Annotated in this window: 22 protein-coding genes and 3 pseudogenes; 13 read left to right on the top strand and 12 right to left on the bottom strand. The window is 59.7% G+C overall.

What is annotated here, in order from left to right; all coding sequences use genetic code 11:
- Positions 1-14: 14 nt before the first annotated feature.
- A complete protein-coding gene (locus LB564_RS25385; RefSeq protein WP_224541814.1) occupies positions 15-1133 on the bottom strand; it encodes an alpha/beta hydrolase family esterase in 1119 nt (372 codons plus the stop codon).
- A 1257-nt stretch (positions 1134-2390) separates the two neighbouring features.
- On the opposite strand from LB564_RS25385, the gene LB564_RS25380 reads away from it, so the two are divergent.
- Positions 2391-2831 (top strand): ion channel, encoded by a 441-nt coding sequence (locus LB564_RS25380; RefSeq protein WP_140709652.1) that lies wholly within the window; start codon positions 2391-2393, stop codon positions 2829-2831.
- A 100-nt stretch (positions 2832-2931) separates the two neighbouring features.
- On the opposite strand, the pseudogene LB564_RS25375 reads toward LB564_RS25380, so the two are convergent.
- The 5 genes and pseudogenes from LB564_RS25375 to LB564_RS25355 form a co-directional block, all read right to left on the bottom strand.
- A pseudogene (locus LB564_RS25375) lies at positions 2932-3383 on the bottom strand (low affinity iron permease family protein).
- A gap of 52 nt (positions 3384-3435) precedes the next feature.
- Positions 3436-3678 (bottom strand): hypothetical protein, encoded by a 243-nt coding sequence (locus tag LB564_RS25370; RefSeq protein WP_224541812.1) that lies wholly within the window; start codon positions 3676-3678, stop codon positions 3436-3438.
- A gap of 614 nt (positions 3679-4292) precedes the next feature.
- The gene (locus LB564_RS25365) at positions 4293-4844 is read right to left on the bottom strand and encodes a hypothetical protein (protein ID WP_224541810.1); all 552 of its coding nucleotides are present in this window, start codon (positions 4842-4844) and stop codon (positions 4293-4295) included.
- A gap of 41 nt (positions 4845-4885) precedes the next feature.
- A complete protein-coding gene (locus LB564_RS31780; RefSeq protein ID WP_224541808.1) occupies positions 4886-5449 on the bottom strand; it encodes an ABC transporter substrate-binding protein in 564 nt (187 codons plus the stop codon).
- Positions 5450-5648: 199 nt separating this feature from the next.
- Complete coding sequence (locus tag LB564_RS25355; RefSeq protein WP_224541845.1) at positions 5649-6287, bottom strand: CGNR zinc finger domain-containing protein; 639 nt, start codon at positions 6285-6287, stop codon at positions 5649-5651.
- A gap of 53 nt (positions 6288-6340) precedes the next feature.
- Here LB564_RS25355 and LB564_RS25350 point away from each other — a divergent pair, with 53 nt between their 5' ends.
- On the top strand, positions 6341-7135 hold the full coding sequence (locus LB564_RS25350) for a DUF2066 domain-containing protein (protein WP_181173840.1): 795 nt from the start codon (positions 6341-6343) through the stop codon (positions 7133-7135).
- 65 nt (positions 7136-7200) lie between these two features.
- Here the strand turns inward: LB564_RS25350 and LB564_RS25345 are convergent.
- A pseudogene (locus tag LB564_RS25345) lies at positions 7201-8168 on the bottom strand (GlxA family transcriptional regulator).
- Between the two features lie 80 nt (positions 8169-8248).
- Here LB564_RS25345 and LB564_RS25340 point away from each other — a divergent pair.
- Positions 8249-8563, top strand: a complete 315-nt coding sequence (locus tag LB564_RS25340) for a DUF1272 domain-containing protein (RefSeq protein WP_224541804.1) — start codon at positions 8249-8251, stop codon at positions 8561-8563.
- 28 nt (positions 8564-8591) lie between these two features.
- Positions 8592-9062 carry an OsmC family protein gene (locus LB564_RS25335; RefSeq protein WP_224541802.1) on the top strand — a complete coding sequence of 157 codons (471 nt, stop codon included), beginning with the start codon at positions 8592-8594 and terminating at the stop codon, positions 9060-9062.
- A gap of 131 nt (positions 9063-9193) precedes the next feature.
- Here LB564_RS25335 and nadE read toward each other — a convergent pair whose 3' ends face one another.
- Positions 9194-10021 carry an ammonia-dependent NAD(+) synthetase gene (nadE, locus tag LB564_RS25330; protein WP_224541801.1) on the bottom strand — a complete coding sequence of 276 codons (828 nt, stop codon included), beginning with the start codon at positions 10019-10021 and terminating at the stop codon, positions 9194-9196.
- A gap of 741 nt (positions 10022-10762) precedes the next feature.
- Here nadE and LB564_RS25320 point away from each other — a divergent pair.
- The 7 genes and pseudogenes from LB564_RS25320 to LB564_RS25290 all read left to right on the top strand — a co-directional run bounded on the left by LB564_RS25320 (position 10763) and on the right by LB564_RS25290 (position 16908).
- Complete coding sequence (locus tag LB564_RS25320) at positions 10763-10972, top strand: DUF3072 domain-containing protein (RefSeq protein ID WP_140709721.1); 210 nt, start codon at positions 10763-10765, stop codon at positions 10970-10972.
- 164 nt (positions 10973-11136) lie between these two features.
- Complete coding sequence (locus LB564_RS25315; protein ID WP_224541799.1) at positions 11137-11610, top strand: YidB family protein; 474 nt, start codon at positions 11137-11139, stop codon at positions 11608-11610.
- 104 nt (positions 11611-11714) lie between these two features.
- Positions 11715-12071, top strand: a complete 357-nt coding sequence (locus LB564_RS25310; RefSeq protein WP_224541797.1) for a DUF4112 domain-containing protein — start codon at positions 11715-11717, stop codon at positions 12069-12071.
- A 354-nt stretch (positions 12072-12425) separates the two neighbouring features.
- Positions 12426-12935, top strand: coding sequence for an EF-hand domain-containing protein (locus tag LB564_RS25305; protein ID WP_140709719.1), 510 nt, complete (start codon positions 12426-12428; stop codon positions 12933-12935).
- Positions 12936-13313: 378 nt separating this feature from the next.
- Positions 13314-13493: a hypothetical protein gene (locus LB564_RS25300; protein WP_140709636.1), complete on the top strand. Its 180-nt coding sequence runs from the start codon at positions 13314-13316 to the stop codon at positions 13491-13493.
- Positions 13494-13726: 233 nt separating this feature from the next.
- The gene (locus tag LB564_RS25295) at positions 13727-13987 is read left to right on the top strand and encodes a hypothetical protein (protein WP_140709634.1); all 261 of its coding nucleotides are present in this window, start codon (positions 13727-13729) and stop codon (positions 13985-13987) included.
- A gap of 311 nt (positions 13988-14298) precedes the next feature.
- Positions 14299-16908, top strand: a pseudogene (locus LB564_RS25290) (EAL domain-containing protein).
- A gap of 80 nt (positions 16909-16988) precedes the next feature.
- On the opposite strand, the gene LB564_RS25285 reads toward LB564_RS25290, so the two are convergent.
- The 3 genes from LB564_RS25285 to LB564_RS25275 form a co-directional block, all read right to left on the bottom strand.
- Positions 16989-17696: a phosphatase PAP2 family protein gene (locus LB564_RS25285; RefSeq protein ID WP_224541795.1), complete on the bottom strand. Its 708-nt coding sequence runs from the start codon at positions 17694-17696 to the stop codon at positions 16989-16991.
- A 226-nt stretch (positions 17697-17922) separates the two neighbouring features.
- Entirely contained in the window at positions 17923-18771 is an 849-nt protein-coding gene (locus LB564_RS25280; RefSeq protein ID WP_140709628.1) for a metallophosphoesterase family protein, read from the bottom strand.
- 18 nt (positions 18772-18789) lie between these two features.
- On the bottom strand, positions 18790-19752 hold the full coding sequence (locus LB564_RS25275) for a diacylglycerol/lipid kinase family protein (protein WP_224541793.1): 963 nt from the start codon (positions 19750-19752) through the stop codon (positions 18790-18792).
- A 98-nt stretch (positions 19753-19850) separates the two neighbouring features.
- Here LB564_RS25275 and LB564_RS25270 point away from each other — a divergent pair, with 98 nt between their 5' ends.
- Positions 19851-20312: a hypothetical protein gene (locus LB564_RS25270; protein WP_181173839.1), complete on the top strand. Its 462-nt coding sequence runs from the start codon at positions 19851-19853 to the stop codon at positions 20310-20312.
- Positions 20313-20795: 483 nt separating this feature from the next.
- Here the strand turns inward: LB564_RS25270 and LB564_RS25265 are convergent, their stop codons facing one another.
- A complete protein-coding gene (locus LB564_RS25265) occupies positions 20796-21866 on the bottom strand; it encodes a LacI family DNA-binding transcriptional regulator (protein WP_140709626.1) in 1071 nt (356 codons plus the stop codon).
- 219 nt (positions 21867-22085) lie between these two features.
- On the opposite strand from LB564_RS25265, the gene LB564_RS25260 reads away from it, so the two are divergent.
- Complete coding sequence (locus LB564_RS25260) at positions 22086-22913, top strand: ABC transporter substrate-binding protein (protein ID WP_411910168.1); 828 nt, start codon at positions 22086-22088, stop codon at positions 22911-22913.
- The last annotated feature ends 10 nt before the right edge of the window (positions 22914-22923 follow it).

Genomic DNA, 22923 nt, shown 5'->3' with positions numbered 1-22923 from the left:
AGCCTTGCGGTGACCTACTTCATCAAGCCCGCAGCGCGAAGAGCGTTTTCGATAAATCGACCAGGCCCTGCCGCCGGATCGCGCGGTTCGAACTGCGGTTGCGCGACCGCCAAAGGGGATTGTCCAGCCGATGTTGCCGATAAACGCGTATGTTGCGACTGCCTGTCAGAGCCCGCATCTTCCAGTCCCCAGAAGCGGGAAATGAGCGAGGTGGACGAAATTCCGGTGTCGATCATGAAGGGTCCGGCGTGACTCAATCCGTCTCCAGAATCCACAGGTGTCCCGTGCGCCATGCCCTGAATTAGGTACGACTCGATGACTTCCTCATTCGCGGCATTCTTCCAGACGTCCCGGCGATAGCCCTGATGCTGCTCCCTCTGGGGTTGGGATCTACTCTGCCCCAGCAGTGTAAGCCACTGCCCGACGAGCTGATCGGAGTTGACCGGACTGACAGTTTGGTCGGCGCTTCCATGCCAGACGGAGAGTTTCGGCCAAGGTCCGGAGTGACCGGAAGCTTGCTGGACGGTGGTCGCCAATAGCTTCGCGGTGGGTCCGCCGTGACCTCGCATCCGGTCGAAAGCCTGCGGCAGGCTTTTGGCGCTGCCATAGGGTAGGCCAGCTATGATCGCCCCGGCCGCAAAGACTTCCGGGTAAGTCGCCAGCATGGCGGCCGCCATCGCGCCGCCAGCAGAAAGACCGGTAATAAAGATTCTGGTTCGGTCCATATCCTGGGCGGTGACCTCTGCCTCTATCATTTGGCGGATCGAAAGCGCCTCACCCGAGTCCCGTCGGGTGTCGTCTGGGACAAACCAGTTGAAACAAAGATTGGCATTGTTGCTGCGCTGCTGTTCTGGAAAGAGCACGGCAAAGCCATTGCGATCTGCCATCCTCGACCAGCCGGCGCCGCGATCATAGGACGCAGCCGATTGCGTACAGCCATGCAGAACAACGACCAGAGGGGCATGCGCTGCAACGTTCTTGGGGCGGTATGTCCAGCCTCGCAAATTCCCGGGGTTTGACCCGAATGCCTGAAGCTCGGATAAGCGCTGGTTTTGTTCGCGACCACCCAAGACGCCGTCGATCTGTTTGCGTCGAGCAGCAACACGTGCAACGGCATCAGCGAGACTTCCCATGTCGGCATCCTTTTGCGTCGGCCGAAAGCAGATCCAATCCAGCCCAACGCCGCCTTTCCAGGTTGGTTGCTGCGGTGCAGCATAAAATACCCGCAAGGAATCGTCAGCAGGTGACTCATCGCCAGCCCCGGTGTCCTCACCCGATCTGCCGTGGGCTCATGTCGGGACTTTTAGCCGTCTGCAGGTGGGTTCAGTGGCATCGGAACCAGGCGGAGAACAGGCGAGATACCCCATTTTGGCGGTGTCGCATCAGTCTAATGAGGGACGACTTACCTCTTCACATCCGACATTGTTGACACACTAATCGGGGAGGGAAGGGAAGGGATCAAGTGGATCACGATCACTCCGTTTGGGTCCCTGCCATTTCCGAATGCAAAGGGCTGGTCACGGAACTCCGCCGGGCAGCATGCTGCTCAGGGTCAGCAACGCTGGAGGTCGAGCGAACCGAACGCCACGCGAAGACTGCTGGCCTCAGGCGACTGAGGGCACATTCGCAATGGCTCGTTAGCGACGATGAAGCCTCCTTGGGCGATGAGATCGACTGCTCGGCGCTTTTGTAAATTCATGGCCGTGATCGACGGCCTAGGTGCCTCGGCTTGGTGAGCAGTTGCGCTTGGACTTTGCCAACGATCGCACAGAACGCTCGACTGCGGGGAACAGATCAGGCAGCATTAGTGAACGCTAAAGCGACTGGAACACGTGCCTCGACTGAATTATGGTTTGGTCATGAGAATGCTTCGACCGAGAACCAAGCCAAAGAAAGCATCTCCAAATAGCGACCGTTTCGCAGAAGACGGGCGGCGTAACCGCAGCGCCTACGCGGCGTCATCTTCTAAAACGTCAAACAGCAGACGTCGACGCCGATCGCTTGCGCTAGGAGGCGGCGCGGCGGTGGCGGCTGTTGTAAGCCAGAAGGAAAGGACCCCACTGACCTGACCTGGTCGGCCGACCTCCGGCAAGGTGCACTGACCTGACCTACTGGAGAAGGAGGAACATTCCTAAATTGGTTCAGCATGCGGTTGCAGGTAGATCAGCGGGATCTGCGTTATGGCATGAGATGCCAGGCATCCTGCGAGCCAAAGCCCGCGACCGTCCTTCGAATTTACCACGAAGCTGTCAAGCCGCGACCGGGCGATCGATTGGTCTCTGCGGCTTGAGCGAGCCATAGGCGATAAGACTGTATCGCAGCAAACCAGACCTTCACAGAGGCACTGAATCTTGCGATCAACACCAAGCCTTCCTAACCGGTGCATCGTCATGAACGTCATCGCAGTCAGTCTTGTTTCGCTCATTTTGGCGATCGCCTGTGTTCTCGTCCACTATGAGGCGTTCAAAATGGTTGCAAGCTCTGCCCGTTCAGCCGAGGTCGGTGGGTTCCCGAGCCGAGGACGCCTGCTGATCGTGATCTTCGGAGCGCTTGCCGCCCACACAGTCGAGATTACATTCTACGGTTCCGTCTTCTGGGGACTCCATAGCTACGGGCTGTTCGGACAAATCGTCGGAGAAATCTCCGATGGCTGGATCGACTTCCTGTATTTCTCCGTCACCAATTACACGACGCTGGGAGTGGGCGACATAAGGGCCGAGGGTGCGATCCGACTGATTGCCTCGTCTGAGGCGCTCACCGGCCTGGTGCTTTTGAGTTGGACCGCCTCGTTCACCTATCTCTCCATGGAGAATTTTTGGAAGAGGAGGTAGAGCCAGCCAGACCATTGGTCCGTCTTGGACATGGGGGCTAGTAGCGTATCCGGAGGTACGGCAGCCCGCAGAAAGCATATTGCGATTTGCGAAGAGCGGCTTAGACGCCTTTTCTCATGTACGATGAGAAGCTTTGCTTGCCGTTGGTGGCGTTCTTTTTCCTTGCGCCTTCGCTTGCCCTGCGTGCCGGCTCGGTTGAGTGGGCGCGGGCAACTGCGGCCTCACAGGTCGACCGGATCTCTTCGACCTCGGCCGCCGTTAAGTGATCTATCCCGATAAAGCTGTTCTTGCCGCTACTCACGCGCACCAACTCGTCAAGCTTTGCCTGTACGGCTGCTCCATCTCGGTTCTGCGTATTCTGGATCAGGAAAACCATCAAGAAGGTGATGATCGTCGTCGAGGTGTTGATGATGAGCTGCCAGGTTTCTGAAAGCCAAGGACAGGTCCCGAAAAACCCCACACCGCGATCAGCGCGATGCAAAGAATAAATGTGGTCGGCCGACCCGCTCCGCGAGCAACGGCGTTGGCAATATGTCCAAATGTCTTTTCCATTCACCGTCCCGGCCGAATCAGAAGGAACCCCGCCGAAGCGGGGTTCTTTTGTTCATTGGGCAGCCGCTTTTTTCTTAGACGCCGGTTTGGGCTGACCGGATTCGCCCTTGGACGCGGAGCTCTTGGAGTGCGCTGCCATAGCAGGTGCAGCTCCGGTCTTCTTGGTCGCGCTCGCCTTCGCAGTCGATGCCTTCTTCGTAGCTGCCTTCTTAGGGGCGGTCTTCTTAGCAGGCGCCTTCTTCGGTGCCTCCTCTTTGGAGGAGAAAATGCCGGTGATGCTGTCTATGATGGACACTGCGCTACCCTCCGTTGACTAGACCATCAATGCGCGTCGACACGAAACGGTTCCATTCAGGGGATTAGCAGGGCACTTGAGCGTGTCGCCGTCGTCCTGTCTTGTCCGCGCGGCGAACCTGCCGGTCGCCATGGCCGGCGCCTTAGCCTCAGGCACTGCGCCGGCCCCTTCTCCTCTCCACGATCGCCGCCAAACGCTGGGCGGCATTTTAGTCGTCCCATGGTTCCATCGTCAGCAAGGAACCTCAACGGCATTATCTCGCCCCGGGGACCGGGAGCCGAACGCCTGTTCCGCCGGAAGGGGTCGGCAAGCCCATCACCATTGTCATTCCGGACGAGCGATTGGACGGGAACCGCTGATCTTGGGTCGCATTCGCAGGGCTACAACGGCGCCTGGGGATGACCAGGTGATGCTTCGCGCCGAAGCAGCAAGACCACTCGGCTGGGTGCAAAAGCCCTACTCCATGACCACCCTCAACGACGCCATCAGGCTGGTCTTCCAACAGCTCTAGCAACAGAACTGAAGCGGGGCGGAACTTGGGTCCACGTCCACACGCGGGCGCAGCATGGCGCGACCCAGTCTATACCAGGCCACCAAGGTCGTGCCCGCGTTCGTCACCTTGGATCGTGAACAAGCCTGAATTGCGCCGGGTCGCCGGGGGTTCTTTCGACGATTTGGATCGGCGCACCAGTCCACTGCCAAACGGTCGTGGCTGGTGCGCGAGAGAACTGGATTTGCCCGCGGGTGCCGGCAACCTCCATGTGCGGCCATGACGCCGCGATGCTGTTCCGGTCAATTCCATGGGACCGCATCGCATCGGCAAGGACGGTGATCGTGTCGTAGCCTTCCAGGGCAACGAAGGAGGGCGGCTCGTCCAATTTCTCCCGCAGCGCTCTTTCGACGCGTGAGCCTAGTGGATTGAGCTGCCCGGGTCGGTAGCTCAGGAAGGGGATCGCAGCGCCATTTTCACCTAGCAACGTGGCCCATTCAGCGAATTCTGATTGCCCGGCCGGAGCGCCGATCTTGAGCGTGGACAGTCGGCTGTCATTGCGAACTGACTTGACGATTGAGATTGCCGGCTCTGGCTGGCCCACCAGAAGAAGAAGGACTGTTGCCCGGTGGTCGCTGAGTTGGTCGCACAACGATGACGCGTGCAGCGCACTCATGCTGATTTCCGATAATGTCCCGCCGATCGGGAGAGCGGATCTCACCTGCCTTGCAACTCTCCCCGACATCCAAATATAGGATGAGCCGCTTGAAGGTGATTCCGCAGAATGTGAACGCCAGAGGCCCAGTAGACACTCTCCTGCGATGCAACTGCGATCCGATGGTGGCCAGCGCGGGAGAGAAAGTCTGCATATATTTTCCAGCCCCGAGACTGCGGCGGAGCAAGACGTGCGACCCATTTCGTTGGTCGTTCCGAGAGCCTGTCGATGACCGCCGACGAGCACAGAAAGGGTAGGCCGAGCTCGTCGGCCCTGATAGCCGCCGCGCGAGCAACCACACTGTGATACTCTCCCGCAATCGCCGCCACGCCCAAGCGAGCCAGTTCATCCACCGCCGCGAGGGCCTTCTGTGGATCAGCTGCAGTGTCTCGGACAAGCAGCTCAAGCGCTTTGCCGCCGATGCCGCCAGCGCCGTTGATTTCGCTGACAGCAAGCTGAAGGCCCGCGAGCAAATGTCTGCCTGCCTCAACCCAGCCCGGGCGAGTCAAAGGGACGAGTGCCCCGATTCTGGTCGCTTCTTCTGAGCCCGATCCAGTCGCTCCCATGTTCCCAACACCTCCGGTTTCGCCCTGCTTGCCGGTGTACCGTTAACGCGGCGATGCCTCGACCGACAGAGACAGACGAACGCATCTCCAACGATCTGTACCATCGCGACGACCGACACAGTCCACCCCTGGATGTCCGATGCGGCAGGGTTGCACGGACTGGCTGCGGCAGGCCCTTCCGGTCTGAGCGTCGTCCGCACTACTTCTGATGTGCCAGACGGTAGCGGGCCGCCTTGGCGCGGTTGCCGCAACCATCCATCGAGCACCAGCGCCTCGGTTTGGAGCGGCTATCGTTGATGAAAAAGCCGCCGCAATGGTCAGCCTCGCATTGCCTGATGTCGTTTCCTGATGGGAACAGCACCAGCATGGCAGCGGCCGCTGCCGAACGGCGCAGCGGCAGGTATAGCCTCTCGTTTGCCGACGCGGATTGGAGGTTCAAGATGTCGCCAAGGCCAGCCGAGCCGCCCGCCTGACCTATCGCTTCATGAAAGCTGCGCAATGCAACCGGTTTGGGGGTGACGCCACGGGCGAGGTTTTTCGCCCAGACGTTGAGCCATGATTTGAGGGCGGCGCGCAGTTTCAGGACCTCGAGATGCACATCGCGGGCGACGCGTGGCTGATTTGCGGCATGACGCTCGAGGGCTCGCTCTTCATTTTCCGACAACAAAAGGGCCGGAATGCAAAAGATCAGCAGATCCTGATAGCTCGGTATGCAGTCGATCTCGGCCCCGTCGCGCCAGTGCAATGTGTTGGCAAGATCAAGGGCGGGCGCACCACCCAGCATGCGCATGGGTCCGTGCGGCGAGAGGTAGGTCCGGGCAAATTCCGTTGATTCCATCGTCGCCAATATGTAACCTCATAAACGGTTACTCAAGACGGCTGGGAGGATCAATGAAGAAGCCTCTGTTGATGCTCCTGTCCTGGTTTGCGTTTGGGGGCACGGCCCACGCAAATGACGATCTCCTTTATCGCTCAAGCGTGATCGTCACCGGAGATCGAGAGGAAACGCGCGTCCCCGCCATCCCGCAGGGTTTCGAACTGGCAGCGCAAAAGCTGACCGGAAATCCCGACATCGCGCATAACCCGGCGTTCGCTTCACTGGCGACCGGAGCCCCTGTCATGGTTTGGTCGTACACCTACCATGACCGCATGTTCGGCACTCCAATTCACGATGAGCAGGGCACACGCGATCGCCCGTTCGATCTCACGTTCCAGTTCGACCGGAAACGCATGGATCACGCGATGGCGCTGCTGGGTGAGATGCCGTGGCTGGGGGCGCGCCCAAAGCTGGCGCTCCTCGTCGAAGTGACTGATATGGCGCGCAGCTATATGCTGGCCGCCGATGGCGTCCACGGATCGGACCTGCGCTCAAGCTTTGAAGATGCTTCGACGCGCTTTGCGATACCGATCATATTCGCGAAAGAGGCCGATCTGTCGGCGATCGCGCAGGACAAAGTTGATGCCATGTCGCATGAGAGCCTGGCCAGGCTGCAATCCAGATTGGGCGCAGACGCGATCTTGGTCGGGCACCTCGATTGGGAAACCAACGAGCCGGGCTGGCATGCGGTGTGGCGCCTGCCACTTGGTCCAGATGGTCGAAAGTGGGAGGTTGCCGGCGTAAATTTCGATGCTGCCTTTCGCAGCGCAATCGGAGGTGCCGCCAAACGCTTGCGACCGACTAAATAGCACAGGGTGCCATGACATTGTGGGAGACTCGATCGGAGTTGCCAACCACATGGAGGTTTTCACGCTCAATGAAGCCCAAAGCGGCTCCTGTAGTCGCTTGGAGCAACCCCGAGCCATTTTGCAAAAGCCGCCGGAATGTCTCAGGGTCGCCGAACCCAACCGCGTGTGCGATCTGCTGGACAGACTCGCGGCTGGTTTCCAGAAGGTCTCGTGCCGCCTCAACCCGCAGTGCCTCTACGGCTCGTCCTGGAGTCTGTCCATTTTCCCTTGAGTAGACTCGGGCAAAGTTCCGCGGGCTCATGGCCATGAAGGATGACAGTGCGGGGATGGACAGATCGGCGCCAGGATTTTCCCTAATCCAAGCATGCAGACGCTCGAAGCGGCCGACGCGGTCTCTGGTTTGTTGACGAAGCGCGGTGCTGAATTGTGACTGTCCGCCCGGTCGTTTCAGGTACAGGACCAACTCCCGTGCGATCGCCAAGGCTGTCGTGTGCCCGAGATCTTCCTCAACCATCGCAAGCGCCATGTCGATGCCGGCGCTCACCCCTGCCGATGTCCATACGTCCCCGCATAGTACGAAAATTGGATCGGGCCTGACGTCGATCGCCGGAAAACGATCTGCAAGTTCGGCGCAACGTTCCCAGTGCGTCGTCGCACGTTTGCCATCCAACAGACCGCACTCGGCCAGAATGAACGCTCCCAGGCAAATCGAGCCAAGCCGACGCACGTCCTTTGCCTGTCTGATCAACCAACCCCGAAGGGAACTGGATTTTGCGGCCTCTAATGCCGTTGTTCCACCTGAAACCAGGAGAGTGTCGATCGAGAGCTCACGGCAGTGATCGAAACTTACGGTTTGGAGAACAACGCCCGCATCCGTCTCGATGGGCCCGCCCTCTTGCGAAACAAGGATAGTACGAAATGCGGGTTCTCCGCTTTCTCGCTTGGCGTCATTGAAGACTTGCAGCGGGCCGGTGACATCGAGAAGCTTGGTGCGCTCGAATACCAAAAAGGCGACCAGTCGCTCGCGGTGCAGTTTGGCAGAATCCGAGGGCTTATGGCATTTATGCCATAAGCCCGTTATGCGATCCAGACCGGGTGGAAAGGAGGTCGTCCATGCTCGAACTCAGGCCCAATTGCGAATGGTGCGACCGCGATCTGCCCCCCGGGAGTTCGCAGGCCCGGATTTGCAGCTATGAGTGCACCTATTGTGCAGAGTGCGTCGCGACCGTTCTGCATGACGTTTGCCCAACATGCGGTGGAAATTTTTCAGCAAGGCCGATCCGGCCAAGTCGTGAGTGGCGTGGGGGCTCCTGTCTCGGGCTTGAGCACGATCCAGCGAGCAACCGGCGAACACACTCGAAATGGACGGTAGGGCAGGTCGCAGATCTCACCAGGCGTCTGCGCGACGTCAGGCCGGAGGGCCGATAGGGGAATCCAAGCACAGGAGAGATACAGCATGGCTAAATTCCACGACTACACCTGTCGCATTGGATGGACGGGCAATCGCGGCGACGGCACCAGGACGTATCGGGGCTACGACCGGACATGGGATATAATCACCGCCGGAAAGCCTGTGATACAATGCTCCAACGACCCGCTACTTGGGGGCAATCCGGCGCTACCCAATCCCGAAGATCTCCTCCTCGCATCAGTTTCGGCCTGCCACATGCTTTGGTACCTGCATCTGGCGAGTGACGCGGGCATCGTCGTCCATTCTTATACTGATGAACCCGTCGGCCATGGCGAGAGCGAGCCAAACGGAGCCGGGCGTTTTCTGGGCGTGACATTGCGGCCCAGGATTGGGGTCGAAACCGGGGTTGATCTCGACAAGGCGGAAGCTCTCCATCATGGAATTCATGAGGTTTGCTACATCGCGCGGTCCGTCAATTTCCCGATTGCTGTCGAGGCTGTTTACGAAAAATTGTGAACGAGAACGGACGCCGTGCTTACGTCTAGGCACCTCCGGCTGCAAATCCATTGATGTCAGACGACCGGCAACCGAACGCCGGCCAGCGGCATCGTGCCGGTGCGACAACAGCAGGCAACGGCCAAACACCGTTATTCTGGCGCGAGATTGGGTGTCGCCGGAAGCGAGCGCTTGTGAGCGGTGCTGAGATAGGCATCAAGGATACGCTTTCTCGCCACTTCGTCGATTTTCTTACCTTCGAGGAAATCGTCGATCTGATCATATGTCACTCCGTATGCATCTTCATCAGGACGAAGCGGGACGAGGTTCTCCAAATCTGCGGTGGGCACTTTGTTGACCAGATCAGATGGAGCACCCAGATGCGACGCCAGCGCGCGCACCCGGCGTTTGTTTAACCCGGAAAGAGGAAGCAGGTCAGCGGCGCCGTCGCCGAACTTGGTGAAGAAGCCCATCATTGCCTCAGCCGCATGATCCGTACCAATGACCAGTCCTCGGCGGGCAGCGGCGAGCGCGAATTGGGCGATCATGCGCTGACGGGCCTTTATGTTGCCCAATAAGAAATCCTCCCGATGAGCATCGCCGAGTTGCACGCCAGCTGACCTGATCGAATCCAGCATTGCGTCGGCCGCCGGTTTGATGTCGAGCCTGTGGACTTCGTCCGCGCCAACGGTGTCGAGTGCCAGCTGAGCATCCTTCTCGTCGGCCTGTGTGCCATACGGCAGCCGGACAGCAAGGAATTTGGCATCGTATCCTGCGCTCCGCAGTTCGCTTACGGCTCGTTGGGCCAGCAGTGCCGCCGCGAGCGAATCCACCCCGCCGCTGATGCCCAGCACATACGTGCCGAGGCCGGCTGCACGCAGGTAGCCGCTTAAAAATTCGATGCGGCGGCGCGCCTCCTCCGCGGCATCGAAACTTGCAGCGACGCCCAAGGCACTGATGATCGCTCCCTGTTCTTTCATGTCGTTTGCTGCTCCTGTGGTTGCAAGAATCAAAGGCAATCGTTGGTGCCATCCCGGTCTACCGACCTTGTCTTGGCCAGCGTGGGAAACGCAAAGTGTTTTGATAGTCGAGCCCGTGCGCTCAGGCCAGGCTGTCGTTCATCGGCCTTGGCGAAACGGATTGCTGATCTTTTCAACCTGCATCACATCAGATTAGCGGCCTCGCAGTGCGTGGACGCCAACCTCGATTTGACCTTGTGCGGCGTGGATTAAGCTCGGCTGTGAAATAGGAGACCGCCGGAAATCGCAAGCACGGACGCCGCTGCGCCTGCTTCTCCGGCGCTCCTGATTCAAGGTCTGATTGGCCCCATTGTCACGCGATGCGGACCAGGCGCTTGGAGGAACCGTACGACGGTTGAACGGATGTCCGAGCGTGAGCTGGTTGTCACACGAACCTTCGACGGACCGCCGCGCGTCTTGTTCGAAGCCTGGACCACACCCGAGCCGTTCAAGCAAGGGTGGGTGCCAAAATCGACCGGGATGGTGCTGCGTTCCTGCGAGATGGATGTACGAAACAGTCCAATTTCAGGCGTCTTGGCGCGTAGCGGGATCAGCCGGATCTCTATTGGGCGAGCGCAACCACGATCAATGATATTCGCAAAGTGGCATACACCAGGCGACCGCAGTACCCGGACGCGTCAAAGGGCAAGGGGAACAAAAGGAGATCAAGCGCATTCTTCACTGCTACGGCAGGAGATTGCAATGGAAGACTCGCGCGCAAAAACCGATGCAAACGTCGAGAAAGATCCCGACGAATGGGTGAGTGGCGACGACCCAATGACCCCGTCCCAAGCGTCTTATCTCAAAACCCTGTGTGAGCAGGCACAGGATGACGAAAGCTTTGCGGACAACCTGAGCAAGGCGGAGGCCTCCAAGCGCATAGATGCACTGAGGGCAAAGCTGAGACTTTGAGCACCAGGCCCAGGTCTATCTTCCACCGCCCCGAACCCTCCGTCTCACGCGCGGCGCGATAGAAATGCCTGCGGTTGCCAAAGTGCTCCTTGGTATTGGCGGCCAATCGCGGAACTTTTGCCAGGCCGAGACCTTCTCCCTATTCGCAGCCATAGGAGGAATGAGTGGCCAATCTAGGAAGACTTGCGATCGCTATGCTGGGCGTCCTGGCATATCGAAACCGCGACAAGATCGCAGAGGTGATCCGCGGAGCGGCACAGAGCGATCCCAACAATCCCCATGGTGGGATACTGGATCAGGTGTCGAAGGGCGTATCCGGCACCGCGCTGGGCGATATTCTCGACCGCTTCAGAAATGCGGGCGCCGGCTCGAAGGTCGACTCCTGGGTTGGCACCGGGCCGAACCAGCCAATCGAGCCGCACGAGGTGGAAACAGCCATTGACGCGCAGACGTTGGAGGCTCTTTCCCGCCAGACCGGCCTCTCGCGCGAGGAGCTGGTTGCAAGGATAACCAGGGATCTGCCCGATGCAGTTAACCAGATGACCCCAGACGGCACCCTTCCGGCAGACCAGCAAACAAATTCCTCAGACCAGCCCAACCTGCTCGACGACGTGCCCTCCGGGCCGCAACGAAGCTAATCCCGATGATGGACGAGGACTGGAAAGGGTCAGTGCGAGGCCGAGTAGGTCGGTTGGAGCAAGCAAGGCCAGCTGGAAAGGTAGGGACAAGCCAAAAGCCTGTTGTGGATCGCCAGACCGCGAAGGAAATTGCCGACCTGGAATTCTTGTCAGTGCTGCTTGATTCGCGCTGGCGCATCCCGGGAACAGCCATTCGGTTCGGACTGGATGCGCTGGTGGGCCTGGTGCCCGTGCTGGGCGATACAGCAACCGGCCTGGTCTCGGCCTATATTGTCCTGCGAGCCCGCAAGTGCGGCGCTGGAAAGCTGTTGGTTGCTCGGATGCTGGCCAACGTGCTGTTTGATACCGTGTTGGGAAGTGTGCCCATCCTCGGATCCATCTTTGACGTGTACTACAAGGCTAACAATCGCAACATCCGACTGCTTCACGCCCATCTCAGCCGTCAGGCTGCTGGACCGTAGCTTCATCTTTCTTGCCCGCTCCGCACGTTACGCTTGGCTGGCACCGAGGGAGCGATCGCGGCCAGAGACGATGCCGTTACCGCCGACTTGGTTGGATCCATCCAGCCGGATTCAGGCGTGGGATCGGGATCTTCGCATCTTTCGATGTTCGAGCCGTTCGGCAAAGGGAACGCAGGCCGATCTTGTCACTTCCCGCCAGATTTGCGCAGCGGCCAAGCGACAAAGACAGCCAGGACTTTTCTCGCACGCTCGTAGGTTGCCCGCTTTTGCGTCCACGCCCAGGAACCATGAACCGAGCTGCTGGTTGGGTCGGTACGCCGGGCTGCTCGGCGTGGCATCACAAAGGAGAACCCAATGACACGACTTGTCAGAACTGCGGTTTTTGCCGCCGCGTTCACCATGCTCGCCTCGTCGGTCTTTGCTCAATCGGGGGATGCTCCCAAACCTCCGCCACCAGCCCAGGATCGGACCGCGGGCGAAGCTGGAGAGAACCAGCAAGCCATGCGTCAAATGATGCGCGAGATGATGGATGAGATGCTGCAGGAGAGAACAGCAAAGGATCGAGACCGCGACGGGGATTGGCGACATAGCGGCCCGAGGCTTCAGGACGACGAAACGGGCGATCGTTATGTGGCACCTATGAGGCATGGCCGCAGGGCGGGCGCCGACATGATGCAGGGTGCCAAAATGAGAATCATGTTCGCCATCATGGACACCGACGGTGATGGCACGCTGTCGCGGACAGAGGTTCAGGATTTCATCGGGCGAATCTTCAACGCTGTCGACGCTGATGGCGACGAAAGCGTCGACATGCAGGAACTCCAATCCTTTTTCCACGGCGCAGGAGACCAGGACCGACGTTAGAAGCGACAGGTTGTAGACCTCAGCCTACCTGACGTCTGATGACGTCGAAGATGACGATCTCGTCTGCGCCATGCCTCCACACTGGCTCGCGCGGTGTTTGGTCGGGCAACGCAGCTACGGACGATCGGTCGCCAACGCGCTGATTCATACTCAGCCCACCATGGCTCGGCTGCCGTAAACGGACCGACGCACTAGCTCGCGGTAGAGCCCAGCAAACCGCTGATGAAGGTTCAATCAACGCATAGGAGTCGAGGAAAGCGACCCCGGTGTCCAGCCGGCTTCCCCAGGCCACATCTGGCTAACCCACCGATGGAACCCTCAGCCGTAATCGGAGTTCAGATCCCTCTGGGGTTGTCCCGGGTAGTGGGAGGATGCGGCATGGGTTCCCTTGGCAAGTTCTTCGCAGGGCTGTTTGGCAGCAAGTCATCTTCAACCAAAACGAGCGGCGACATGCGGAAGGCGACCGGCGCTGGTCCGGCAGTGGCGGCGCATTCAAAAGATGCCAAGACATCCGCTCCAAGCGGACAAAACGCAAAAGCAGCCAGCAAATCCAAGTGATTACCATTCAATCAGGCCGGCAGAATTTGCGGATCGGTCGCATATTGCGACACCAGAGAACGAGCCAGCGGGTGAATGGCTGAGGCCATTTCGATTGTCGGATTGATACCAACTCTCTTTCACGTATCATTTGATCTTGCGCGGTCAGATGCCCGGCATAGTTTCGTATACCTCGTTCGATCAATCCGGCGTGGATGTGGAAGTCGACTCAGGTGCTTTCGTCCAGAACGGGGATGGAAGTTATGCTTAGAGAGCAAATCAGTATCCGACAAATTGCCCATACTGCGGCAGATGAATGTTGCGACGTAACGGATCCACGCCTGATAGCAGCACTCAGATTTATCGCTCGCTCCTATCGAGCGCAATCCGTCGAGGCTGCAGATGATCTGGTGGAGCTCACGCTGCGCACGGCCATTCAGGAAGTAGATCGGCAACCGCAAGAAATCAGCCTGTTCAGCTGGCTGAGCGCAATCATGGCGCGATACCGAAAGTGAGAGCGTCGGGCGCCGACGACCCTCTCCCAAGCTGCCGGCCGCCCCAGAAGATTGCCAGCCATCAATGCACCCCAGGAAGCGTCTCGTCTGGCTTGTTCGGGCGGTTAGTGCTCGTCGCGGAGCGCAGCTCCAAGAGTGCCGATGTCGACGACGCTAATGCTTCGCGCCCTCTTGAGCGCGCCGCCTGATGCTGAAATTACCGGGCGTGACGGAAAACCAAATTTAAGTACTTTCGACTAGGCTCGGCCGAGGGGTATTGCCCGAGAAAGGTATTGGGTCAATTGGCCAACACCGCACCCAGTCTCAGCCGGTTGAGACAGTCCGTTTTGTCTTCAGCGAACCTGCCGGCGGCAATCGCCTTTGTGGTGCTTGTGATCTGCGCCGTCTTGGCGGACCGGGAAAACAGGATCGTTTCAGACCAATTGGCGCGCGCCGACGTCTTGGCCAAGGTAAACATCATAAGGGCCAAGCTGGAAGGCAACATCAACGGCAATCTCCAGCTTACGCGCGGCCTGGTGTCGGCCATCGTGACCGAGCCCGATATGGGGCAACAGAGGTTTGCGGCCCTGGCCAGCAACCTGTTCGAGCAGGAATCTCAGTTGCGCAACATCGCCGGCGCGCCGGACCTCGTTATCTCGCTGATGTATCCAATGCCTGGCAACGAGAAGGCCATCGGCCTCGATTACCGCAAGAACGATGCCCAACGCACCGCCGCGCTCAGGGCGCGCGACCTGCGGGTGCCGGTCCTGGCTGGTCCAGTCGACCTGGCGCAGGGCGGCCAAGGCTTCATCGGCCGCTTTCCGGTCTTCGTGAAAACTGCGGGGGGTGGTGGGCGCTTCTGGGGCATCGTCTCGGTCGTCGTTGACGTTGAGCGCCTCTACAAGGCAAGCGGCGTTTTTGACGCCGATCTCGACATCGAGATCGCCCTGACCGGTTAAGACGGCCTGGGTGGGACTGGTGGTCGCTTCTTCGGTAGCGAGCGGGTCACGCGTGCCGACCCGGTCGCCGCAGAGGTACATCTGCCCTCCGGTTCCTGGCAGATCGCCGCCATTCCCAGGGGTGGCTGGGGCGCGTCAGCGAATAATGCCTGGGCCTTGCGGGCCATAATGGCATTGGCGGGCGCGCTTGTGGTGCTGCCCATTCTTGTTGCGGGGCGGCTATTCGGCGAAAGGCAGAAAAACTTCGCCGAGCTCAGGCGATTGTCCGGTCGCCTGGAACTCGCGCTCGATGCGTCGGGAATCGGTGTCTGGGAGCACAACATCGCCACCAACGAGCTGGTGTGGGACGACCGCGTCAACGAAATCTACGGCAGGCCGGCTGACCGGAAGCCACGCGGCTATGATGACTGGGCCTCAGCGATTCATCCGCACGACATCGAAAGGGCGCAGCAGGATTTCGATGCCGCGGCGGCGGTAAAGGGCCCCTATTCCTCCCAGTACCGGATTGTCCACCCGAATGGTGAGATCCGGCATGTGCGCACGCGTGCGACCTATTTCCAGGGCCGCAACGACACGCCCAGGATGATAGGCGCCGAATGGGACGTCACAAGCGACGTCGTGCTCAACGAAAACCTCGTACGAGAAAGACAGCTGTCCGAACTGAGGAACGCTGAGCTTGAAATGGCCAAGGGGCGCATCGAACATGTGGCGCTGCACGATTCGCTCACCGGGCTGCCGAACCGCCGCTATCTCGACGAGATGCTGGCGACGAGCGCGCGTCGGGGAGAACGAACCGCGCTCCTGCATTTGGATCTCGACCGCTTCAAGCAGATCAACGATACCCTCGGGCACGCGGCCGGCGACGCCATGCTGATGCATGCCTCGAAGGTCATCGAGGCAAATGCCGGAGCCGCCGACTTCGTCGCGCGCATTGGCGGCGACGAGTTCGTGGTCATTTGCGGCGGGCGCGACGATCACGACCTCGCCGCGCTAGCCGACGGCATCATCGAAGAGATGCGGCAACCCGTCAATTTTCGTGGCCACCAGTGCCGGTTCGGCGTCAGCATCGGCATTGCGGCGACTTCGGGCGAGGGGCTCGACGCAAGGCAACTGCTGGTCAACGCCGATCTCGCCCTCTACCGGGCGAAGAGCCGGGGCCGAAACCGCTACGAGTTCTTCAACGAGGAGCTGCAAAGCGAAATCGTCGAGACCAAGCGGACCGCCGACGAGATCCTGGCCGGCCTCGAGCGCAACGAATTCATCGTCTTCTACCAGCCGCAGTTTGACGCCGGCACGTTGGAAATTGTCGGCGTGGAGGCCTTGGCCCGCTGGCAGCACCCGACGCGCGGTATCCTGACGCCCGCCGTCTTCCTGAGGGTCGCGGAGGAACTGAACGTCGTCGCCCTGATCGACCGAACGGTCCTCAAAAGGGCGCTGGCCGACTTTGAGTGCTGGCAGCTTCAGCACCTCAACATTCCGCGCGTTTCGGTCAACGTCTCGGCACGCCGGCTCGAGGACAAGGACCTGATCAATGGTCTTCGCAAGCTCAACATCCGCGCAGGGACGGTATCCTTCGAACTTGTGGAATCCATCTTCCTCGATGAGAATGACGACCTCGTCGCGTGGAACATCGAGCACATCAAGGACCTCGGCATAGACATTGAGATCGACGATTTCGGCACCGGCTACGCCTCGATCGTCAGTCTGCTCAAGCTTCAGCCGCGCCGACTGAAGATCGATCGCCAGCTGATCACACCCATCACCGGCTCGCTGCCGCAACGGCGTTTGGTGTCATCCATCATCGAGATTGGCAAATCGCTCGGCATCGAAGTGGTGGCCGAGGGCGTCGAGACGATGGAGCATGCGCGCATCTTGAACGAGCTCGGCTGCGACCTGCTGCAGGGCTACGCGCTTGGCCGTCCGATGGATGCCAAGGCTTTGGAAGCCTTCGCGCAATCTCGCAAATGGCCGGCCGCGGGATAGCCCTCTCGTTGTCGCGGAGTGGTAGGCTCGGCTTGATCTTGCACGAATGCAAGGGCGTCCCACAGCCCGGCTGGGGCGGATCAGGACCCGCGCCGCTGTTCGATACAATGGACCGCCGACCAGCAAAGGATCGCCCAAGCTGATCCGACGCACCATCCTGCAAGCACATCAGTGGGGTAGTGAACGCCGAGATAGATCCGACTGATGCCGACCACGATGGTCAGGAACACCGCGAGGCCAACGAAATATCCCTTCACCCGTCGATCAGGACTTGCCTTGGCAAGCAAAGCTCCCAGCGTGAGAAAAGTGACGGCCGACAACATCGCGTGGCCGCTCGGAAAGCCGGCGGTGAAGACCCTCGTGGTGTGCAAAATGTCGGGCCTCTGGCGGTCGAAGGCGACCTTCAGAACGGTGCTCAGGACCTCTCCACCAGCCACGGCGGCGCTGACCAGCCAAGCGTATCTGCGCTTACGAGTGATCAGCAGGTAACCTATGGCCGCCAGGGATACAAACCCCAGGAAGGCAACGCTGCCGAGGGCCGTGACGTCGCGGCCCATTTCCTCCAGCCACGGCGGGCCAATGAGGTTTGTTGGATCGTCGGCGCTTCGAAACGCCATGAGTATGGTCCGGTCGAACCCGGTCGTGTCGCCCTCGATAACTTCTTCTGCCAGGAGGCTGAACCCGAGGACAAGGCCGCCGGCCACAAGCAATGATGCGATCAACCACATAGCATCACTGCGAAAGCCCCGCAGGAAGCCGTTCGACGAAGAAAGCGGGTTGATCTCCATCCATTGTAGCTAGGGGGCGCCCAAGTCTCGTCAATATCATTCCGTCCCCGAACGCTGCTGCTGAGGCGCCGTGAGATCGCGTTCTCACGCCGCAACGATAAACCGATCCGTGCCTGCAATCGGGAGCATTGGGTTAGTGCGATGTCGAGGCAGTCCAAAGCGTGAAATTCTTCACTGGCCAAGTTTGCCGATGGGAGGCGCTCGCCATCAACCATCGTGACGGGTCTTATCGTCTGTCAGGTTTCAGGCGCGGCCCTGGTGACGCTTCGTCCAGCGCCCATCCCTTTGGGCCCGAACGGAACGAATAAATCGCCGAAGTGTAGAACTGTTTTGCCTGCTCCTGCCAAGCACGACATTCAAGGTGAATCCGGGGACGTTCAACGCGAATTACGTTGAACGAGTTCGCCGCATCGCGACGGCGCGTCGAGACCGCCGTGCCTGCCTGTATGAGCAATGCTGCATAGGGCCCTTTCGCATAACGCACGGTGCTGAGATTGGCTTGCTGGAGGTGATGATGGCCCGACAAGATAACGTCGATGCGGCTTTGCGAGAACGCCTCCATCGCCATTTGGGCTCGTCCGACGACTCCGCCTTCGTGGCCGAATGTGCGCCCTTCGAACGGGTGATGGGTGACGACTATCCTGGTGATTTCGTCAGCCAGGCCCGCAAATCGGGCAGTCATGGCCGCAAGCTGGCCGGCATTGATCCTGCCGTCCTTGATTGTAAAGGACCGCGCAGTGTTGATGCCGACGACTGCGAGTTCGTCATTGGCGAAAAACGGGTCCGTGTCTGCCTGGATATAGTGCTTGTAGCGAGCAAGAGGCGTGAGCGTTCGCGCCAAGACGTTGAAGAGCGGCACGTCGTGATTGCCGGGCACAACGATTTGTGGGGTCGGAAGCGCATCGAGGAATTCTCGTGCTTGCCGGAATTCTGCCCGGCGAGCTCGTTGGGTCAGATCACCCGATATAACCACCAAATCTGGTTTGCATGCCCGGACCTCGGCGCCAATGGCATCTACTATGCACGTGTCCGCCGTGCCGAAATGGAGGTCCGACAGGTGCACAAGCGTTTGCAAGAAAACCTCCGCCTTCTGTTACTTCGTATCCGGCTGCCGGACGGCAAGGACCTTTAGTGCCGCCGGTCGAATTTGAAAGTGCAGCGGCACCTTCATCGTCGTGGCCTCTCCGTCCACCGAAACAAGGGTCTCTCTTTTGGTAGAGGTGATCTTGATCTTCGATGCCCGAAGCATTTCCAAGTCGGAGCGGGTATCGACTATCCCAAGCGCGATCTTGAACGGGAGCAATGCCAGCCCGAACCACGTTCGCTGCCTGATGACATAAACGCACAGTTCTCGTGCCGACAGGTTTTTGCGGCGGCCGAAATCGCCGGCGTCGTAGAAATTGTTGCCGACGAACACGCACGGTGTCAGCACCTGGTCCCCACCCGTGTCGGCGCTGATACGCACAGACTGCCAAGATACCGCCTTGAATGTCCGCACAAGAGCGGGACCGATTGCCGCTAGTTTCCCCACTCCTCGTCGCCGCTGTTCTGCGGAACGCTCCGCGACAAAGAATGGATAGAGCCCGATGGACGAGTTGTTCAAAAAAATACGGCCGTTCACCTCCGCGACGTCGACAAGCGCCGGACGTCTCGCCGCGATTACATCCATCGCCGCGTCAAGTTCCAGTGGTACGCCGAGGTCCTTTGCAAAGTGATTGAGGGTGCCAAGCGGAAGAACACCCATGGCCACCTCAGTCCCGGCGAGAACGCCCGCGGCAGAGCTGAGGGTGCCATCCCCGCCGCCTACGACCAGAATGTTTTCACCCGACCCTGCCTTTTGGCGGACAAATCGCGAGGCGGCTTCGCTGATCTGGTCGCCCGCCACCAGTTTAACCTCTGCTTCGAATCCGCGTTTCAGCAAACCGCTATGCACCGTCGCGGCAATGTCATCGAGGGCGGCGACCCCACCAGCTCCATCGTTGATAAGGACTAGAACTGCCACCTCTGGCACCCCCTTGAACGCCGTTCCAGTGGTATGGTTGGCCTGCATCAGCATGATTGACCCGGCTCCTTCCTTGACGGCACGGAGCCGGGGTCCGCAGGCGGTTAGTCGTTGTCGCCGCTGTCCTGCTGAATGATCACGGGACGGTTTTGGTGATGACGGTGGACGGAACTCGTCACCGTGACGGTGTCGCGGTGGCCGTGGCGGTGACGCCAGGCATGATCGCCGTTGTCATAGAACGCCATTTGGCCGTGATGTCGGTGATGAAGGCGACCTCCCTCATCATTGTACACGACGGTGGCGCCATGGTGGCGCCGGTGGTCGGAGCTCCTCACGATAACGGTGTCAGGGCGGTGGTGGCGGCGTCGCCACGCACGATCTCCATTGTCATAGGACGCCATTTGGCCGTGATGTCGGTGATGAAAACGACCTCCCTCATCATTGTACACGACGGCGCTATGGTGATGCCGGTTATGGGTGGAGATCACCACGTCAGCCTCGGCGGCCGAAGAGATGGTCGGGGCCGCAAGGCAAAGCGCCAGGGTTCCCAGGATCAAAGCTTTCATGACAATATTTCCTGTGTGCTGAATGTCATCCCTTCCAGCAAGGAATGATGAACGCTCGCCTTGGTTCCGCAGTGGCGGAAGCAGGCAGTCTCGCTTCAAGGGCGTCCAGACGGCAGGACGCCACGCCGGCGTCATCAGACGAGTTCTTTCAATGCTGTATGCACGAATGGCTAGCCAAGAGCGGTGCCCGTTGTGGCGTCAAGGCAATGGCGCGTTGTACTGCCCCCGCTCGCAGTCCTCGTGTCGACAACAGCCTCTCGGGACTAAGGTGGGCGGACATGACCGCTCGCTGTGCGCTGCGACCACACTTTCCCAAGTCGCTTCTGGTTGGATGTCCGCCAGGTGACCTGGGTAAGGTGCGGCTTTTCTCGTCATCTCTTGGAACCACGACCCCCGGGCGGGGCCGCTCCGCAACATGGCAAGAGAACGTGCGGTAAGAGTGATAGCGCAACACATCTTCGCCTCGAATTCGAACCAAGGACACGGCGACCACCGCATGAAACGTAACCGCTAGAGGCAACTGTCGTGGACTCACGGATGTGGGGGACCTACCGAGCCTCTCGTGATGATCGCGGTCGGCAGGACCAGCCTTTCCGGCGGTTGGATCTGGCCTTTCAGGCGGCGAATGAGCAATTCCGCTACGCTATGGCCAAGTGCATAGACCGGCTGATCGATGACGGTGATCGGCGGAGTTGTGACACCGGTCCAGTCCGCATCGTGAAAGGTGATCAGCGAAACGTCGTCGGGAATCCTCATGCCGCGTTGACGAATAGTCCGCAGGATTTCCAGCGCAATCACACTGTCAGAGGCAAGGATCGCGGTCGGTCGCCCGGGATGGGAAAGCATTTCGTCCGCGAGCCTGCGTGTCGCCTCGGAGCTTGTCGCGCCGAGCCGGACATGGCGCTCAGGTCGGTCTACTCCGGCGTCTCTGCACGCACTAAGGAAGCCGTCGATGCGCTCACGGACCGAGGATGTGTAGATTTGCCGGAGATCGACATATTCGTGACCATTGGCTTCCACTGCCGTGACATAGGCGATGTTTCGATGGCCGGCGCCTATTAGCACCTGGGTTGCCCGTATGGCGGCCTCGCGATCGTCAACCGTGACAGTGTCAACATCGAGGTCGGGCAGGGCTCGGTCAAGCAGGGCAAGCGGCCGACCGGAGCGATGGATATCGCGCAGATGGGTTATGTCGCGTGACTCAGAGGGCGTTACGATCAGCCCGTCGACCCGCTTGCCGATCAGCAGCCTTACAGCCGCCTTTTCCGCTTCGATCTTCTCGCCGGAGTTCGCCAGAATGACATTGAAGCCGGAAGCTTTGGCCGCATCGCTGATGCCGCGTACGGCGAGACTGAAGAACGGATTTTCGATATCGCCGACGACCACCCCTATGATCCCCGACCTGCCGGTCGTCATGCTGCGGGCGAGCTCGTTAGGCCGATAATCGAGAGCCTTGGCGGCTGCTGTGACGCTCGCCCGGATGGCGTCGCTGACGACGCCATAGCCGCCCAACACGCGGGCGGCCGTCGCCTTGGAGACGTTCGCTGCTCGGGCAACGTCGGCGACCGTTTTGGGGCGGGCACTGGATGGGACTTTCGTCATCTCTAGAACGACTACAAGAAATGTTGACGGCAGGTCAATCGGGCGGTAGTTTTAGTAAAGAGACCGGTCTCTTATCGCAGAAACCGGTCTCTTTTGCGATAGGGCTGAACGCGAGGATTCTGCCCGGCGCCGGAATACGAGGCGGCTGAAAGCGGTCTCAAGTGAATGCCAAGAAAAACAGACCTTCAGAGTGGAGAGAGAGACGTGAACAAGTTCGAAATGATCAAATGGCTGATGTGGCCGGCTCGGCGGGGCGCAGTGGCTCTCGCAATCGCGTGTGTCGCAGCAGCTTCTGTTTCGCAGGCCACCGCGGCGGAAGACAATCCCTATGGTCTGATCGACGCCAAGGTCGTCAGCGTCGGCACGATGGGCGATGCGAAGCCTTACGCCTTTACCCAGGCCGATGGCACTTTCACGGGTTTTGACGTGGAACTGTTCCAGAACGTGGCGAGCCGCCTTGGCTTCAAGCCGGATCGGGTGATCTTCACCGGCCAGGAGTTCTCGGCTTTGATGCCATCGGTTGCCAATGGCCGCTTCGACGTCGCGGTGGCCGCGATCGGCACGACGGAAGCGCGCAAGAAGACGGTCGATTTTTCGGATGGCTATCTCGCCGGTTATCTGTCGGTGCTGACCGCCGACAAGACGATCACATCGGCTGACGGGCTCAAGGGCAAGCGTCTCGGCGTCGTGCAGGGCACACTGCAGGAAATTTATGCCGCGAAGAATTTCATCGGCACCGATCTGGTCAAATTTCCCGACAACAACTCGGCCGTCTCGGCGCTCAACAACGGCACGGTCGACGCTCATTTTCTCGATTACGAAGCGGCCAAGGACTATGGCCAGCGCTACCCGGACCTAAAGATTGCGGTCAATATACCTTCGTTCGACGCGCCGGCAGGCTTCGTCATTCGCAAAGGCAACGACAAGCTACGCAACGCGCTCAACACGGCCCTGCACGCAGCCATGCAGGACGGCACGTGGAAGACACTTTATGAAAAGTGGTTCCCTGGTTCACCGATGCCCGATCAGTATCTCCCCAAGAAGTGACCGCTCCGGC

The organism is Mesorhizobium sp. ES1-6 (genome assembly GCF_020164775.1).
In the GTDB taxonomy this organism is placed as follows: Bacteria; Pseudomonadota; Alphaproteobacteria; order Rhizobiales; family Rhizobiaceae; genus Mesorhizobium.
This window is presented reverse-complemented; position numbering and strand designations above follow the sequence as displayed.